The sequence below is a fragment of the Paenibacillus sp. CH40 genome, assembly GCF_024213605.1.
GTDB lineage: Bacteria > Bacillota > Bacilli > Paenibacillales > Paenibacillaceae > Paenibacillus > Paenibacillus polymyxa_B.
The window spans coordinates 1,255,591-1,272,606 of the sequence record NZ_JANAVQ010000001.1 but is presented as its reverse complement, the minus strand read 5'-3'; the positions used below and the strand labels follow the sequence as shown (position 1 = coordinate 1,272,606).

The window sequence follows — 17,016 nt, the reverse complement described above, 5'->3', positions numbered from 1 at the left end:
AGGCTGCTAACCATCTCACTATTGGTTATGCAGCCTTTTTTCATATGAATTTACATACACATTCATCAATTACATATTTACAAAGCTCCTTCATTTGGTTACGATATGATCCATGAGCTTAAAGCGTAAAAATTACGATTACTATTAAGGAGGACTCCCTGTTGTTTAAGCGTTCGTATTTTAAACTATTTATACCTGCGGTAATGGCGGTGATGATGACAGCCTGCGCTTCATCTCCGTCAGCTTCACCTTCATCCTCTGCGGCACCACAAGATAAAAGTGTCACCTTATTGTTTAACGTGCAAAGCCCTTCTATAGATCCTCATTCAGATGTAAATTACACAGCTGTTCGTGCTGGAGTAAGTGAAACACTGATCAAAGTGAACAAGGATCTCAAGCTGGAAGCTTGGCTTGCAGAGAAATGGGACAGCAAGGACGGACAGCACTGGACCTTCAACATCCGACCAGGTGTGAACTTCCACAGCGGTAAAGCCGTCAATGCTGCTGCTGTCAAAGCCTCTTTGGAAAGAGCGTTAAAGCTCAATCCATCGGTCAAAAATGCGCTGCATATCCGTGATATTCATGCGGAGGGACAGATTTTGACCATTACGACAGACAAGCCTTTCCCGGAATTTGTGTCTGAGCTGGTTCATCCGAATACGGCTATTATAGACACCACAGCTACAGGTGACCTCCCATCAGGGACGGGACCGTTCAAGGTTGCCAGCTTCCGTGCTGGAAGTGAACTGAATTTAGATCGCAATGAACAATATTGGAACGGTGAAGTAAAGTTGAAACATGCCAAATTCATGTTTAACGAAGACGCCAATGCGCGTCAGCTTGCTTTTCAAGCCAAAACAGCTGATATTGTGTATCGCCCGCCAATTGAAAGCTTGGAGCTATTGAAAGCTGATTCTACTGTTAAGGTAGACTCGCTTCCTAGTTTGCGAACGCATCAACTGATTTACAATATGAACAATAACGATCTGAAAAAGACGGCTGTGCGTAAAGCATTCGATAACCTGATCAATCGGGATGAGATTGCCAGTGGTATCATGTCTGGTCAGGGAACCCCTGCTCAAGGCCCGTTCTTGTCCGACTTTCCTTTTTCACCGAAATATATTACGAAACAGTTTGATTTGAATGCTGCACGAGAAGGCTTCAAGCAAGCTGGATATACAGTGCAGAACGGAAAAGTTGCGAACCCCGACGGCAAGCCGCTTCATCTTACATTGCTAACTTACCAGTCGAGAGCGGAGCTTCCACTCATTTCCCAGCTGATTCAGGCTAACGCTAAAGAACTTGGCATTACGATTGATATCCGTCAGGTTGATAATATTGACGAATATCTCGCCGCACATCAGGATTGGGATTTAGCGACTTATAGTAGTATTACAGCCCCGCGCGGCGATGCAAGCTATTTTCTGAATGCGGCTTACATGCCTGAAGGAGCACTGAATTATGGGCGTGTGCATGTACCAGAACTCACGGGTATGATTTCACAGCTGAACACAACCGTGAATGAGGAGCAACGCAACAAGCTGGCGCTGAAGGCTGTCACGCTGATTGACCAAGAAAATCTGCAATCCTTTCTGGTCCATCCTAACAACGTAGTGGCCTATCGCGATTACGTACATAACTGGGTAACTAGCCAAAGTGAATACTACTTGTTAACCCAGGACCTGGATGTGAATTAGCATGTTCAAATCCATCGCCAAAAAGTTTCTTGAACTGGTTTTGTTCTTTCTTATTCTTTCCTTTGTGAGCTTCTGTCTGCTTAAGCTTGTTCCAGGCGATCCCGTCCGGAGCATACTCCGAGTCGATGATGTAGCTGTGTCCAATCAGCAAATTATGGATATGCGCAGCCAACTGGGGCTGGATCAACCATTACCTGTGCAATATGGTAAGTGGTTGATTCAGTTGCTTCAGTTTGATTTTGGACAATCTTATTTAACCCATCGTCCGGTATTCACAGAGTTTATGGAAAAACTGCCTTATACACTTCTGCTGACCGGAGGCTCCCTGTTCATTATGCTGCTGATAGCTCTCCCGCTCGGAACGATGGCAGCGCTCTACCGTAACCGTTGGATTGACAGAGCCAGTCGTGTGTTTGCCTTAATCGGCTCCTCGATTCCCAGCTTTTGGCTGGGGCTTTTGTTTATCGAATGGTTTGCAGTTAAATTGCGCATTTTGCCGTCTATGGGTGAAGGAACCGCTTTTCATTTGGTACTCCCCTCTCTTACCTTGGGATTGGCAATGGCAGCCGTTTATGTACGAATGATCCGCGCAAGTCTGATTGAAAGCTCGGGGCAAGACTTTATCAAAGCGGCGCAAGCCCGTGGAATCAGCCCCATCCGCATTTTTTTCAGACACATGCTCCGTCACAGTCTAGTTCCACTCATTACGGTATTCAGTGAGAGTATAGGCAGCCTACTGGGAGGCACAGTCGTGATTGAAGTGCTATTTGCCTATCCGGGGCTGGGCAAATGGATTGTGGATGCCATCGCTGCAAGGGATTACCCCATTATTCAGGGCTATACCGTATTTATGGCTGCATTCATTGTATGTATCAATATTTTGGTAGAGCTGTCCTACCGTTGGGTCAATCCTGAAATCGCTTTGAAGGAGAAACGTTTATCATGATAAAATCCGTACATGCGGAAAACAGGCAGCTCACTAGAACTCGATTGCCCAAAACATGGATCGTGTCGCTCTCCATCCTGCTCATTCTTGCAGCAATTACAGTCGTTCCGTTTCTTGCACCGCAAGATCCGTATCGAATCCAGATGGGGAATCGACTACAATCGATCAGCGCTACACACTGGCTGGGAACGGATCATTTGGGCAGAGATGTACTATCGAGAGTGATAGCTGGACTTCGGACGACTGTCGGAACCAGTTTGTTGATTTTGGCCGTTTCGCTGGTTGTTGGGGTCCCTCTAGGTCTGCTTTCAGGATTTATTGGAGGCTGGATGGATCGTGTATTCAAGCGGGTGGTCGATGCCTTCATGACATTACCTGATTATATTTTTGCCATTGTACTGAGCGGTTTGCTCGGACCAGGCTTAGTAAATCTTATTTTCGCGGTGACTGCGGTAAAATGGGTTGGTTATGCACGTCTGGTGCGTAGTACCGTTCTGGCAGAAAAGCAAAAGGATTACATTTCATTATCCATACTGGCGGGTACCTCCTCCCTGCGGATTGTCATGCGGCATATTCTCCCCCATGCAATTGGGAATGTTCTTGTGCTGGCTACGCTGGATATCGGCAAAATCATTTTAATGATTGCCTCCCTATCTTTTTTGGGCTTAGGTCCACAGCCGCCAATTCCCGAATGGGGTACTATGTTGAATGAAGGACGAGCGTATTTTCAAATGGCTCCCCACCTGATGCTGGTTCCAGGGATAGCTGTCGTGCTAACAGTGCTACTGGCGAACGTATTGGGAGACAAACTGCGCGACCGTTATGATGTTAAAACCCGGACAGAGGAGTGAACTGTACATGCTGACTATTGAAGGCTTAACGATTCGGACAAATGTAAAAACGATTGTAGAGCAACTGGAGCTTGCCATTCGTCCGGGAGAATGGTGTGCTCTAGCCGGCGAAAGCGGTAGCGGCAAAAGCATGACGGCGTTCGCTATCGGCGGCCTTCTCCCCTCTTCTGTTACAGCGGAAGGAATCATTGCGTGGAAGGACAATAATTTGCTAGCCCTATCCGCTAAACAACGACGTTCTTTGCTGGGTAGTGAAATATCTTACATTTTTCAAGACTACCACGGGGCTTTCACCCCCTTTCTGCGTGTAGGCAGCCAACTGGACGAGCTGATGCGCGCCCATGGCAAACAAGATCGCAAGGCGCGCAAACAGCGCTGTATCGAGGTGCTGGAGCGCGTACAGCTTCCCGCCGAGCGTGTGTACCGCAGCTATCCGTTCCAGCTCAGCGGCGGTCAATTGCAACGGGCAGCTATTGCGGCTGCACTGCTGCTGGAGCCGAAGTTGCTTATTGCCGACGAGCCTACAACAGCGCTGGATACGCTCACAGCTCATCGAGTGCTCCAACTTATTGACCAAATCCGGACGGAAACGGGTATTTCCGTCTTGTGGATCACTCACGACCTGCGTCATGTACGCAAGTATGCAGATCGAATCGCAGTGATGCGCGAAGGTTCACTGGTTGAAATAGGTGACACGCAAGCGGTGCTGAACCATCCGGACCACCCGTATACTCGTCGTCTACTGGCGGCTATTCCGCCGCTGTCTCCGGGCGCTCCAGCACGTTTACCTTACAACAGCACTGAAGAACCAAACGCAATGGAAAGGAGCGCTTTACATGGATAACCAAGCCACCTGCGCTCAGCGGCAAGACACGTCTAATCCTGTCGTGACCGTCTCCGGTTTGACGAAGGCTTACGCTGGAGGCAAAACGGTGCTGCAAGATGTTGCTCTGACGATCTCCCCCCGAGAATGTCTGGGCATCGTCGGGGAAAGCGGCAGTGGGAAAAGTACACTCGCTCGCTGTATTTTGACATTGGACCCATTTGATCAAGGTGAGCTTAGACTGGATGGACAGTCTATCCGAGGGCTAAAGCGGAGCGAATTAAAACGGATTCGCAGCAGGCTGGGTGCAGTATTTCAACATCCATCTGCGGCTTTGAACCCCAGACTAACCATCGTGCACTCCCTGCTGGAGCCACTGGACCAGCTTAAGTACTATGTTCCTTCCTTTATGGCGGGTATGTCCTCAGAACGTCGCGATATAGCAGAACATTTGCTTGACATGGTAAAGCTTCCAGCCAGCTATCTGGACAAGTTTCCACATCAGCTCAGCGGTGGGGAAAAGCAGCGTGTAACCATCGCACGTGCCATCAGCACAGAGCCGGATTTTATCGTATTGGACGAGCCAACGGCTAGTTTGGATGTGACTACACAAGCCACCGTTTTAAATCTGCTCAAGGATTTGCAGGATGAGCTAGGACTGGCTTATCTGTTTATCTCACATGATCTGGCGGCTGTGCACTTTATGAGTGATCGAATCATGGTCATGAAAGAAGGCAGTGTGGTTGAGCATTTTCCCAAAGAAGCATTATTTCATTCGGATCGCCATCCTTATACACAATCATTACTGGAGGTTTTTTCAACATGTTGCCTTCCCACCGAGCCTATCTTGCTTTAGCTATCCCTTTAATTATTTCGACGATTACAACCCCGCTGCTCGGTGCGGTGGATACAGCTGTAATCGGTCATTTGAGCCATTCCGCGTATTTAGGCGGTGTAGCGGTGGGCACTCTTATTTTCAATACTTTATATTGGCTGTTTGGCTTCCTGCGAGTCAGCACATCAGCTTTCACCGCACAAGCCGCGGGAGCACAAAATAACGACCAGAGCATAGCTGCTCTCATGCGCCCACTGGCCATTGCTCTACTCATTGGTGCGGTATTCATTGTGTTACAAAAGCCAATTCTGCTAGCTTCTCTTCAGCTAATCCATCCGGCTCAGGATGTAGCGGCGCAGGCAGCAATTTATTTTAACATTCGTATTTGGGGAGCCCCTCTTACATTGGTGAACTATGTGCTGCTTGGCTGGCTGATGGGATTATCCCGTGTGAAGGCTACATTATTTTTGCAAATTTCAATGAACGTAATCAATATGGTATTAGCTATTGTATTTACACAGATGATGCATTGGAATGTCACTGGTGTAGCAAGCGCTACTCTAATTGCGGAGGCTCTTGCATGTATATTGGGTCTAGTTCTGGTGTTCCGCTCATCGATTTGGAGAGAATGGAAGCAAAGCGGACAGATGAATTGGCAAGGTTGGTTTGGAGCCTCAGAGTTGAAAAGTGTCATGGCAACAAACCTTGATCTTATGATTCGTACAGCCTGTCTGCTGACGATGTTTAATCTGTTTACGGCGCGCAGTGCGAGCTTTGGAACCGATCAGTTGGCGGCGAACGCTATTTTGTTGCAGATCCACTATATTATGGCTTACTTTTTTGATGGGTTCGCTAACGCCAGTAGCATTATGACGGGTCAGGCTCGGGGTGCCGGGGATCGTAAAATGCTGCAAAGGGTTATTCACTTGTCCTGGTTCTGGACACTGGTGACCAGCGTAGTGACGGGAGGATTATATTTCGCACTGAAAGAGCCGCTTATCTCGCTATTTACGGATAATGCCACAGTGATTAGTCTTACAGGTCCTTATAATGGATGGCTTGTGGTCTTTCCGCTGGCAGCCGGGCTGGGACTGGTATTCTACGGTGTGTTTACGGGGATGACGGTAACGTATCCGATCCGTAATTCGATGCTGATCTCATTGCTCTGCTTTTTGATCGCTCTCTTCTGGTGCGTTCCCCATTATGGGAATCACGGACTTTGGCTATCCTTTATCGTATTTGCACTAGGACGGTCACTGTTTCTTGTAATCTATTTACCTCGCTTGCAGAGGATATAGCAGCACCTGATTTACATCGCTCTCAAAAACAAAGGATGTCCCATCCACCATGTACGTGGTGTTGGGACATCCTTTTATTATATATTCATACGGCTTTCAGGTTAGAGTTTGCAGATACCTCTACTCGCCTTGAGGAACGGTCAAGCCCAAACCTTCGGCTACACGACGTCCATATTCAGGATCAGCTTTATAAAAATGTCCGATCTGACGCAGTTTGATTTCATCACTTTCTACCGGCTTCATCGCATTTACAATGTTTCGGACCAGACGTGCACGCTCTTCTTCACTGAGCAAGCGGTACAGATCCCCTGGCTGTGTGTAGTGATCGTGATGATCGTAGGCTACACTTTGAGCCTCGCCAGACACTTCAAAAGGAGCAATTTTGTGCGCAGGTGATTCTTTGGGTCCACCGAGACTATTAGGCTCGTAATAAACAGATCCTCCGCCATTGCTGTCACTGCGTAATGCACCATCGCGTTGGTAGTTGTGTACTTCTGCATGCGGACGGTTGATCGGCAACGAATTATGATTTGCACCTACACGGTAGCGATGTGCGTCGCCGTAGGCAAACAGGCGTCCTTGCAGCATTTTATCCGGGGATGCCTCAATACCAGGAACAAATGAACCCGGAGAGAATGTCGCCTGCTCTACCTCAGCAAAGTAGTTCTCAGGATTGCGATTCAGCACCATGCGCCCAACCTCAATCAGCGGATAATCCTTTTGAGACCATACTTTTGTCACATCAAATGGATCAAAGCGATACGTATCTGCATCTTCTACTGGCATAATCTGCACATGAAGTTTCCATGCCGGAAAATCACCTTTTTTGATGGCATTAAACAAATCTTCTGTATGATAATCCGGATTTTCACCGGCAATTTTCGCAGCCAAATCCACATCAAGATTTTGCACACCTTGCTCTGTTTTAAAATGATATTTCACCCATACTGCCTGTCCTTCGGCGTTGACCCACTTGAACGTGTGACTACCGAAACCATGCATATGTCTAAGTGTAGCTGGAATACCGCGGTCAGACATAAGGATACTTACCTGATGCAGCGATTCAGGAGATAAGGACCAGAAATCCCAAACTGCATTCGGGTTTTTCAGATGGGTTTGGGGATGACGTTTTTGCGTATGAATAAAGTCGGGAAATTTAATGGCATCCCGAATAAAAAACACAGGTGTATTATTGCCCACGAGATCATAGTTGCCTTCTTCTGTATAAAACTTCACCGCAAAACCACGTGGGTCGCGTACAGTATCGGACGAGCCCAGCTCACCCGCCACAGTAGAAAAACGGATAAACATCGGTGTACGCTTGCCCACTTCAGACAAGAAGCTTGCTTTTGTATATGCTGACAAATCATTAGTGACTTCAAAATATCCGTGCGCCCCTGCACCTTTTGCATGAACGACACGTTCCGGCACACGCTCCCGGTTAAAATGCGCCAGCTTCTCCAGCAGATGCACATCCTGAATTAGTGTGGGACCCCGTGAGCCTGCTGTGATCGAATTTTGATTATCTCCAACAGGAGCGCCCCAGCTTGTAGTCAGGTTCGTTGGTTGGTTACTCATGATTGAAATCACCTCTTGAATGAATTGGTTAACTATGTGCCTTTCACTATAAATTGTGCACAAACAAAAATCAATACTTTTTTATAATTATTATAATCTAGGATTTAGAATTAGTTTAAAATCATAAATAAAAAAGCAAGCCCCATAAGGCTTGCCGTAAATGCAGTACTGTATTTATTTACAATATATATGTTTCATTTTTACTTTCTATAATGATTACTTTGATCACTTCTCGAAGTTTTGCCATGGAGGCTTTCAGACAATATTCATGTAGAATTCATCATAAAATCATAATAGCAGCTGCTTCCTATCAAGAAAATCCAAGATATCCTGAACCGACTGGATTACCTCTCGACCTTCAGTAGATACGATTAGATCAGGTTCCAGCGGTGCTTCATAGGGAGCATCAACCCCCGTAAAATGATGAATTTCTCCGGCACGCGCTTTCTTGTACATTCCTTTTGGATCGCGTCGCTCACATTCCTCCAGGCTGCACTGTATATAAATCTCATAGCAACCTTCCTGCTGTAAAATCTCCTTTACCATTTCACGATCTTCACGATAAGGGGAAATGGTGGCGCAAATCGTTAGAACACCCGCATGTGCCATTAGCTTTGCAACTTCAGCAATACGGCGGATATTTTCTTTACGGTCAGCGGGCAGGAAACCTAGATTCTGATTTAAACCGTGCCGAACATTATCCCCATCCAAAATAAACGTGTGTATGCCTCGTGCGTATAACGCTTTTTCAAGTGTGGAGGATACCGTTGATTTTCCCGAACCAGACAGCCCTGTAAACCAAAGCACCGGACTATTATGGCCATTCAAAAGCTGACGCGCTTGCTTATCAATATCGGACACATGCCAGGTTATATTCGAAGATGGATTCATTCAGCACCTTCCTTTTTCATGAAATATTATAGTAAAACAGTTTTTATGCACTGCCTTCACTTCAAGAAAGAACATTTTTAAAGCTATTTAAAGTATGTTGGTCTGCTTTGTGATCCAACACTGCAAAAACAATCCGGTCAAACAGCAAACCATATCCTTCATCTACAAGCACTTGCTTGAACCAGAGGGCAACCTCTTCTGGCTTATTGCGAAATACTCCGCAACCATAGGCTCCCAGCACAAGATGTTCTACGCCGTTTTGCTTAGCCATTCCAAGAACGTAACGGATCCGCTCCAGCATCACTTCCCCAATCCGATTCACCTGCTCTGGCTCCCGTTCTCGCACAACTCCAGCATTTACAGCAGGTGCGGTCAGGAAGTCGACTTGATATGGCTTCTCCAACAATGTTCCCTGATCATCCCGAAATACCGGAACTTCAGGCGAATAAATCATATAATCTGAATAAAAACAGCTCCGCAGCTTCCGATTATGTCCATACATCTCTTCCATTTGTGAAATGCAAGGATATAACGCCGACGAACGAGCCAAGCTTTCTTCTTGAGCCTGGCTACCTCCGAGAAATCCACCTCCCGGGTTTTTAGCTGATGCAAAATTCAAACACGCCACGTGGGTCAGCTTCTCCTCTACCTGGAGTCTGTATGCCGCCTGTAACGTGCTTTCTCCCGTAATTTCCAATTTTGCAATAATCGTCTGTTCTTCTATGCGGGAAGAAGGCCCCAATATACTTTTTATTCTTTGCTCTGTTTCTTGCTTTACAGCTACCAGTTGAGAAGGTGTATATAACTTCGAGCCTGTGACCGCATTTCCTATCTCTTTTGTCATATTTACTTGAACCTGTTTGATATTCGTGTAATATCCATTCTCCAAAATGGATAGTGTCTCCTGCGCCATATGTGATCGTGCATCCCGGCTACTCCGGGAATTCATTGTATTTCTCATGGTGACTATTCCTCCTTTTGCAATACATCCTCACGCAAATTCGTCAATATTTCCCCAAGCCAGTTCGTGCCACGCCATAGCTTGCGGTTCCGTATACGAGCATCGCTCTCAGCTAAGCCTACACCCCAAATGGTGTCGGTCGGACTAGCCTCAACCAGAGTGGTTCCTTTCGTTTTAAGCAGGTGCTTGAGCAAATTCGGATTTTGTGTAAACTTGGCGTAATTACCGTCATATACAAATTGCCGGCAATTGGCCTCCCACAAGGATTGGTCAAATCCGCGCACACTGCGGCCCCGGGCTTTTTGCTCCCTTGGGGTGGGGGCTTGCATAATTTTCAGGGCCGCCTCTTCATCCCCAAAAAGCTGTGCTTTTTTCAACATCATATATTGCTCGGCACAGTTAAACTCCAATCCATCCACGACAAAATCAGAAGGATACCATTGCGAAAATGGCGAATGACTACGATAAAAAAATGTAAACTTTTCCATAAAGATTCCTCATTTCATATTCCTTATGCTACATAAAACGCGACCGAGGCTTAAATCGGTATAACTTGGACGGACGATGTCCAGCCGCCTTTCTATACTCATTGGTTTCTTCCACGAGATCAGCTATTTTGCGACGAAAAGCTGCGGCCAACAGCTCCTTACCTAGAATAATTTCATACACCTGCTGAAGCTCACTCAGTGTAAATAGAGCTGGCATCAGGTGAAACGCGATATCTGTGTATTCTATTTTGCTGCGCAGACGCTCTATACCGTACGCAATAATTTTGGCATGATCAAAAGCAATTCCTTGTGACTCCAGCACCTCTCGCTTGATTTCAATGGTTCTTCCCTTAAGAATTTCAGTTATTTTTACTTTGGCTGATAGATGGATGTCCCCATGCTTCAATGTGATATCAATGTCTTGTTCCCATGTGTAACCTTCCGGCTGATTCGTCCGCGTCTCCTGAGCTACGCTGTAATCCAGCTCAAACCATTGGGCATCAGCGGCATCATCCCCCGCCTGTACCTCCAAGGAATCGTGGTCCACCAATGCCATGTAAGCGCAGCTGATTACCCGCATACGAGGATCACGTGCCACATCTCCCCAAGTATATAGCTGCTCCATATAAATCTGATCCACATTCGTTTCCGTTTTTAGCTCGCGTCGTGCAGCCTCTTCCAGACTTTCATCTATGCCTACAAAACCACCCGGCAACGCCCATTGCCCTATATAGGGATGCTCCCCTCTTTGGATCAATAGAAGCTGGAGGGTCTTCTCCGGCAGCTTCCGGTAATTTTGTTGGAGCTGATCCATTACCGTAAATAGCAGCATATCTACCGTTACGGATGGGCGCTCATATTCATTCGCATCATAAGCGGCCAAGAACTCCTCTTCCGTCAAGCCACTGTGATTATGTTTCGATCCATCTGTCACTTGCCTCACCTACCTGTTCATATATGGTGCATCGTCGCTTCTGAATCAAAAGCGGAGAACGCTTTATGTAACTTTTAATTTGAATCAATTGATAAAAACAAAATGTTAATATCAATACAGTAATATACAAAAACTGCTTCGTCAATAGGGTGTATAGTCCTATTTTAAATCATGTGATAGTACTATTAGACTGTTTACTGAATTTTACTTGTTGCATATTGTCATATCATGTATGATGTTTTGGTCAATATAGGAAACACAACATACTAATCACGTAGGGAGAAGATCTAATTGTCTAACCAGTTTAATCCGCAATTCAATCAGCAAGGATCACCATCCAGACCAGCCCCTGTTTACCCGCCTCCTGTATCATTCAAGGAGTGGATGATCAGTTTACTTCTGATGGCTATACCGGTAGTTGGACTTATTATGCTGTTTGTGTGGGCATTTAGCGGCTCGACTAATCCGAGCAAAGCTAACTATGCTAAAGCAGGCCTTCTTTGGGCCGCTATTGTAATTGTGATCTATATCATTATGGCTGTTGCTCTGTTGCCTGCCATCATAAGTTCATTGAATTCAAGCAGCTACTATTGATTCTAATTACATAGCAAAATAACCTTCCGATGAATAACCTGATCATCAGAAGGTCTTTAAACTAAACTGCCGATCTCGTCGGCAGTTTTTATTTGATCTCTTTTCGCTTTACTCTTTTATTTTCACAGCATAACGATTCATCATTCCCGGCATCCCCTGAAAATCAAGTTTGCCATAAGCGATCAACTGTTGAATCCGGTATTCCAAAAAAGTATCGCTTCTTGGCTGCGACCACTGCGTTAAAGCTTGACCTATCATTTTTCCGGTGTTCACAAATTCCAGATTATCCGTTAACTGCATCCTGCTAATCATATCCAGCAAGGCCTGATCCAAATAATCCTCCGGCACATGAACAATACGGTCATTGTCCCATAATCTCAGGACACTATCTTGCTCGCTAAGCTCCAACCACTCCCGTTCGTATCGACGTCGGTCTTCCATACCCACCACATAAAGTTCATCTTCACTTCGCTTAATGAACCGTTCGATTTCTTTCGAATGCACCACGCCCATGGATAAAGGGAATGGACTCTCATTATATAAATAATCATCCGGCTCCCGCTCCAAGGTATCCGTGACATTAATGACCCGAATAGGTGTAGCTCTGTTGCGCAAGAGATATAATGCAAAGCGTAATCCAACCTGCTCGTCAGCATTAGAGCCACACCAGATCGTGATCGACTTATCATCCGGAATTTCACTAAGGGTAACCATCATCTGTTCAATACGCTGCTCCCAATTGGCGTAATGGAAAAACTCATAATGCATCATCCGTTCAGCCAACCAGCTGTGACGGTTTTCTTGTCCTTCTGATGTTTCCAGCCTCCACAATGGTCCTATGGAAAACTGATCATTAAAAGACAGAACGATACTCTCAAGCCGCAATCCTGCACCCGAAAGTCCTACCTTCATCGAGCCTGCGGCAGACTGAGAAAACAATAGATGCACATGCCTCTCCCGGGTGCGTTCATGCTCCAGACGCTCATTTCGGCTCGTTTCCACATCATTTGCCCACTGTTTCAATATGGGGTTAGCCCATTCAGGATTTTTGTCTGATAAGGCTGCAGCCTGCTCCAGTACACTACGTACAAAACCTCTAAGTCTTCGACCCTTAAAAACCTCATCATAGTCTTCATCAAAATTCGGTTCATTATGAGATAACAACAAATAACTACCTCCTCTTATCAAATTCAATTCAAACTTGTCTTTCGACCAGAAATATCTTTAGAATAGGCGTATAGCTATCACTTCTTACTCTACAATAAAATACCACAGATTGGTTACTCGACTGGAGGAAAAGAAATGACATCGGAGTGGCAGAGATTACAGACCAAACTGCCGGAATGGGTAGAACAAAGCCGTCATGAGTATATTCATGGCAAGGTAGCAGCATATATTCCCGAACTGTCCAAAGCCCCGGCCGACGCGCTGGGTGTTGTTGTAATGAACGGTGCGGGTGAGACCGTGGTAGCCGGGAATACGGAAATCCAATTTACGATGCAAAGTATCTCAAAGGTATTTACGCTCATTCTGGCCCTGATGGATAATGGAGAGGACGTTGTCTTCTCTAAGGTGGGTATGGAGCCTACCGGAGACCGTTTTAATTCCATGCTAAAACTAGAACTAGTTGAGCCGGGCATTCCGTTTAACCCACTGATTAACGCCGGAGCAATCGCAGTCTCCTCTCTAATTCGCGGGAACAGTCCAGAAGAGAGATTTGCCCGTGTTCTCCAATTTTTCCGCCTGCTTACCCACAATGACACATTGGAATATGATCAGGATGTCTACGATTCAGAATCAGCTACAGGCCATTTGAACCGTTCCCTTGCTTATTTTCTAATGGAAAAAGGAATTTTAAGAGGTCATGTGGAGGATGTGCTTGAAGTTTATTTCAGACATTGTGCTGTCAAATTGAACTGTACTGATTTAGCTCGTATGGGACTTGTATTAGCTTACAATGGTCGAGATCCAGTGACAGGTATACCGCTGATTCCCCGCCGCTATGTACAGATCGCCAAAACATTTATGACGACATGTGGCATGTATGACGCCTCAGGGGAATTCGCCATTCAAGTCGGACTACCTGCCAAAAGCGGCGTATCAGGCAGTATTATGACGATGGTACCCGGACGATATGGCATTGGACTGGTTGGACCTTCTCTGAACCGTATGGGCAACAGTACAGCTGGTGTACACTTGCTGGAGAAGATGTCTCGGGATTTGGACTGGAGCTTGTTCTAAGTATACGAAAAAAGGGTATTCCCAGCCTTTACGGCTTATAGGAATACCCTTTTTTGTTACGTGCCTACTTTTGTTACGAGATTTGACCGTTAATCAGTTTAATTTGAATGCGGAACGGATCAGCTACATACTTGGCGCCCTCGCGTTCTTGCACTCCATAGCCTGCTGCCTCTAAACGAGCGACAATGGCATCCAATTCCTTCTGATCTGGTACGATCAATTCAAAATAATCCAATCCGGCAGCGTGCTCAGGAGCTGGTGGGGCTCCTTCACCTGCCCATATATTCAAGCCCATATGGTGGTGGTAACCACCTGCGGAAACGAACAAGGCTGAAGAGCCATACCGACACGTAATGTCAAAGCCAAGCACATCGCAATAAAATTGCTGTGCTTTGAGCAAATTAGACACATGGAAGTGGACGTGTCCGATTACCGTTCCCTGAGGTAGTCCCTGCCAAGGTAGATTTTCGGAAATCGCAACCAAGTCTTCTGCATCCACGGGATCTGTTCCCATCATGTAAAATCCATTAGCATCCTTTTCCCATTGATCACGGGGACGATCTGCATAGATTTCAATTCCGTTATTATCGGGATCATGGATATAGAGGGCTTCACTTACATCATGATCTCCCTGTCCGATTTCAATCTCATGAGCCAGCAGATTACGTAAGGACAGGCCCAGAGCTACACGATTTGGTAAAAGAATAGCAAAATGATATAACCCGGCAGCAGATTGACGCGGCAGAATAACTGCATTTTCAATATAGTTAAGGATCAGTAGCGCATGCTTCCCATCGACAGTTAATTCGGCGGTATTCGCCGTTTGACGCAGTAGCTGAAAACCAACCACCTCTGTATAAAATTGAATAGAACGCTCCAAGTTACTAACTTTTAATGAAACCTGCCCAATTTTGGTGTTGTCATGTATATGTGCTGTCATGAGATTTCCCTCTTTCTACATGGATTGGAGGACTAAACAATCAAAAATTACTTTTCTGTTGACTCACGACGCCCGAACAAAGAGTCCAGAGACAAGCGAGTCGTTGGTGCAAATACCAGATGAAGAGCTACCAGAATAAAAGCAATATCCAGCTCATAGCCAGCGCCTTGACCATTCCCCATCAACCCGCCGGTCAGTTTTGCTGTAAAAATGGCGCCGATCAAAACAATAACCAAAAGCCCAGATACATAACGAGTTAGCAATCCAAGAATCAATGCAATCCCGCCGACCAACTCAATCACCGCAACGACATAACCTAGAAATCCTGGAACGCCAATGCTGGCAAACCAGCCTGCTACATTACCCAACCCCATTTGGAATTTAGCAATTCCGTGTGCCAAAAACAAAATTCCCAGTGCCACCCGCATAATTGTAGAAATGTTTCTGCTTGTTGAACTCATGTTTATCTCTCCATTCTGTTTGTTTATTACACTCATACAAGTGCATATGAATAATTAATTTATATTACTAATAATTTGGTTAAAAAAATAATCCTGTCTGAATCTATGCCGCAACACATTAGTGTGAATCAAACTCGAATTATTAGTAATAGAAATAATTATTTTGTAATGTGAATTTATCATAAGAAACTGTAGTCTGTCAACAAATTATTTGGTATGATAAATATTAAATTAGTATACATTATATTTCCTTGAAGGAGGAACGTTCTATGAGTATAGGATGCAACATACGCGCTGCTCGTAAACGTAAAAATTTATCCATCCAGCAATTATGCGAACGAACCGGACTATCGCAAGGGTTTATGAGTCAAGTAGAAAATAATAAAACCTCCCCTTCCATCGCTACATTGGACAGTATCGCTAATGCGCTTAAGGTCCCTCTCGCTTTTCTGCTTCTTAAAGATGAGGAACGGATGCAAATAATTCGCAAGGACGAGCGCCGTAAAACCTTATATGGTAAAAACAACCTCCAGGTTGATCATTTGGGAGGGCAAGGAAACGTTAAAATGATGCTGGTGGACATGCCGCCAGGCTCATCTACAGAAGAGGAGCATGCTCATGGGGGAGATGAGATTCATTTTATCTTGGAGGGCACGGTATACGTGGAGCAGGGCGAAGATTCAGCTACTCTGGAAGCAGGAGATTCCTTTAGCTGGAGAGCAGCCATCCCCCACTATGTCAAAAATGTGGGAGATAACAACGCCCGAATTCTGATCTCCGTGTTTCTCGAAGCAGATAATGACGCTTAATCGATATTTACGCAAGCACGAAGCAACAAAAATACAAATCCTATCGAAAAAAGCGCGTACCGGAAGTATCTTTACTTCAACGATCCGCGCTTCTTATATTTTCATTTGCTATTGCTGCTCTTAACTTATTTCATCGCCTGCTGGGCATCGGTACGCGATTCCCACGGCAGCTTGAAGGTTTTCATAATTTGTTTGGTATTGGCCGGGAGTCCAGTTATCGGATCACCAGTAGTACCCAGCAGTTCTTCTTTTTTATCCGTAGTAATACGCCCATAGAAAGTGGTACTGCTGTCTCTCCATCCTGTAATAAACTTGTAGATCAGGGGCTTATTTATTTTCGGATAAGTTCCCCACTGATTTTTGGCTTTATTCACCATAAAACGCTCCAGCGGATCGTATTCCATTGTAAATGTTTTATCAAAGGGAGCACCCACATACCCTTGATAGGTGACAACTGGAAAACCGTCCTTCACTTCAACCAGACTCAGCACATCCCCACCTACTGTAAAATAGCGCAATGCTTCGCCTTGAGGGAACATATAGACACTGGACAGAAGCTCAGTGTTAGGATTATGTGCTTTTATATAAGGATGGACGGAACGTCTGCCTAAACGAGTTAACGCATCACGCGCGCTGTGGTCAGATCTCCCTCGTATATTCTTGTTCATT

18 protein-coding genes are annotated in these 17,016 nt (G+C 45.5%); 9 read left to right on the top strand and 9 right to left on the bottom strand.

What is annotated here, in order from left to right; genetic code table 11:
• Positions 1–161: 161 nt before the first annotated feature.
• The 6 genes from nikA to NLX73_RS05595 are packed head-to-tail and all read left to right on the top strand — an operon-like array spanning position 162 to position 6,450.
• Positions 162–1,697, top strand: coding sequence for a nickel ABC transporter substrate-binding protein (nikA, locus tag NLX73_RS05620; RefSeq protein ID WP_254325566.1), 1,536 nt, complete (start codon positions 162–164; stop codon positions 1,695–1,697).
• Between the two features lies 1 nt (position 1,698).
• Positions 1,699–2,643 carry a nickel ABC transporter permease gene (gene nikB, locus NLX73_RS05615; RefSeq protein ID WP_254325565.1) on the top strand — a complete coding sequence of 315 codons (945 nt, stop codon included), beginning with the start codon at positions 1,699–1,701 and terminating at the stop codon, positions 2,641–2,643.
• Positions 2,640–3,494 (top strand): nickel transporter permease, encoded by an 855-nt coding sequence (nikC, locus tag NLX73_RS05610; protein ID WP_254325564.1) that lies wholly within the window; start codon positions 2,640–2,642, stop codon positions 3,492–3,494. The genes nikB and nikC overlap by 4 nt, the downstream gene beginning before the upstream one ends.
• A 7-nt stretch (positions 3,495–3,501) precedes the next feature.
• Positions 3,502–4,338 (top strand): ABC transporter ATP-binding protein, encoded by an 837-nt coding sequence (locus tag NLX73_RS05605; RefSeq protein ID WP_254325563.1) that lies wholly within the window; start codon positions 3,502–3,504, stop codon positions 4,336–4,338.
• Entirely contained in the window at positions 4,331–5,173 is an 843-nt protein-coding gene (locus tag NLX73_RS05600; protein ID WP_254325562.1) for an ABC transporter ATP-binding protein, read from the top strand. The genes NLX73_RS05605 and NLX73_RS05600 overlap by 8 nt, the downstream gene beginning before the upstream one ends.
• Positions 5,140–6,450 (top strand): MATE family efflux transporter, encoded by a 1,311-nt coding sequence (locus tag NLX73_RS05595; protein ID WP_254325561.1) that lies wholly within the window; start codon positions 5,140–5,142, stop codon positions 6,448–6,450. The genes NLX73_RS05600 and NLX73_RS05595 overlap by 34 nt, the downstream gene beginning before the upstream one ends.
• Positions 6,451–6,570: 120 nt before the next feature.
• Here NLX73_RS05595 and katA read toward each other — a convergent pair whose 3' ends face one another.
• From katA to NLX73_RS05570, 5 genes are all read right to left on the bottom strand, one after another.
• A complete protein-coding gene (gene katA / locus NLX73_RS05590; protein WP_165176889.1) occupies positions 6,571–8,028 on the bottom strand; it encodes a catalase KatA in 1,458 nt (485 codons plus the stop codon).
• 288 nt (positions 8,029–8,316) lie between these two features.
• The gene (gene cysC, locus NLX73_RS05585) at positions 8,317–8,919 is read right to left on the bottom strand and encodes an adenylyl-sulfate kinase (protein ID WP_254325560.1); all 603 of its coding nucleotides are present in this window, start codon (positions 8,917–8,919) and stop codon (positions 8,317–8,319) included.
• A gap of 61 nt (positions 8,920–8,980) precedes the next feature.
• Positions 8,981–9,880 carry a TIGR02452 family protein gene (locus NLX73_RS05580; protein WP_254325559.1) on the bottom strand — a complete coding sequence of 300 codons (900 nt, stop codon included), beginning with the start codon at positions 9,878–9,880 and terminating at the stop codon, positions 8,981–8,983.
• Positions 9,881–9,885: 5 nt separating this feature from the next.
• On the bottom strand, positions 9,886–10,368 hold the full coding sequence (locus NLX73_RS05575) for a riboflavin biosynthesis intermediates N-glycosidase (protein ID WP_023988856.1): 483 nt from the start codon (positions 10,366–10,368) through the stop codon (positions 9,886–9,888).
• Between the two features lie 28 nt (positions 10,369–10,396).
• On the bottom strand, positions 10,397–11,302 hold the full coding sequence (locus NLX73_RS05570) for an NUDIX hydrolase (protein WP_254325558.1): 906 nt from the start codon (positions 11,300–11,302) through the stop codon (positions 10,397–10,399).
• A gap of 291 nt (positions 11,303–11,593) precedes the next feature.
• Here NLX73_RS05570 and NLX73_RS05565 point away from each other — a divergent pair, with 291 nt between their 5' ends.
• A complete protein-coding gene (locus NLX73_RS05565; RefSeq protein WP_254325557.1) occupies positions 11,594–11,896 on the top strand; it encodes a hypothetical protein in 303 nt (100 codons plus the stop codon).
• A gap of 108 nt (positions 11,897–12,004) precedes the next feature.
• Here the strand turns inward: NLX73_RS05565 and NLX73_RS05560 are convergent, their stop codons facing one another.
• The gene (locus tag NLX73_RS05560) at positions 12,005–13,063 is read right to left on the bottom strand and encodes a DUF1835 domain-containing protein (RefSeq protein WP_254325556.1); all 1,059 of its coding nucleotides are present in this window, start codon (positions 13,061–13,063) and stop codon (positions 12,005–12,007) included.
• A gap of 135 nt (positions 13,064–13,198) precedes the next feature.
• Here NLX73_RS05560 and glsA point away from each other — a divergent pair, with 135 nt between their 5' ends.
• On the top strand, positions 13,199–14,137 hold the full coding sequence (gene glsA / locus NLX73_RS05555; RefSeq protein ID WP_254325555.1) for a glutaminase A: 939 nt from the start codon (positions 13,199–13,201) through the stop codon (positions 14,135–14,137).
• A 73-nt stretch (positions 14,138–14,210) separates the two neighbouring features.
• On the opposite strand, the gene NLX73_RS05550 is transcribed toward glsA, so the two are convergent.
• The gene (locus tag NLX73_RS05550; protein ID WP_254325554.1) at positions 14,211–15,077 is read right to left on the bottom strand and encodes a VOC family protein; all 867 of its coding nucleotides are present in this window, start codon (positions 15,075–15,077) and stop codon (positions 14,211–14,213) included.
• A gap of 47 nt (positions 15,078–15,124) precedes the next feature.
• Positions 15,125–15,538, bottom strand: coding sequence for a DoxX family protein (locus tag NLX73_RS05545; protein WP_254325553.1), 414 nt, complete (start codon positions 15,536–15,538; stop codon positions 15,125–15,127).
• Positions 15,539–15,807: 269 nt separating this feature from the next.
• Here NLX73_RS05545 and NLX73_RS05540 point away from each other — a divergent pair, with 269 nt between their 5' ends.
• Positions 15,808–16,347 (top strand): helix-turn-helix domain-containing protein, encoded by a 540-nt coding sequence (locus tag NLX73_RS05540; protein ID WP_254325552.1) that lies wholly within the window; start codon positions 15,808–15,810, stop codon positions 16,345–16,347.
• 125 nt (positions 16,348–16,472) lie between these two features.
• Here NLX73_RS05540 and NLX73_RS05535 read toward each other — a convergent pair whose 3' ends face one another.
• A complete protein-coding gene (locus NLX73_RS05535; protein ID WP_254325551.1) occupies positions 16,473–17,015 on the bottom strand; it encodes a hypothetical protein in 543 nt (180 codons plus the stop codon).
• Position 17,016 lies beyond the last annotated feature (1 nt).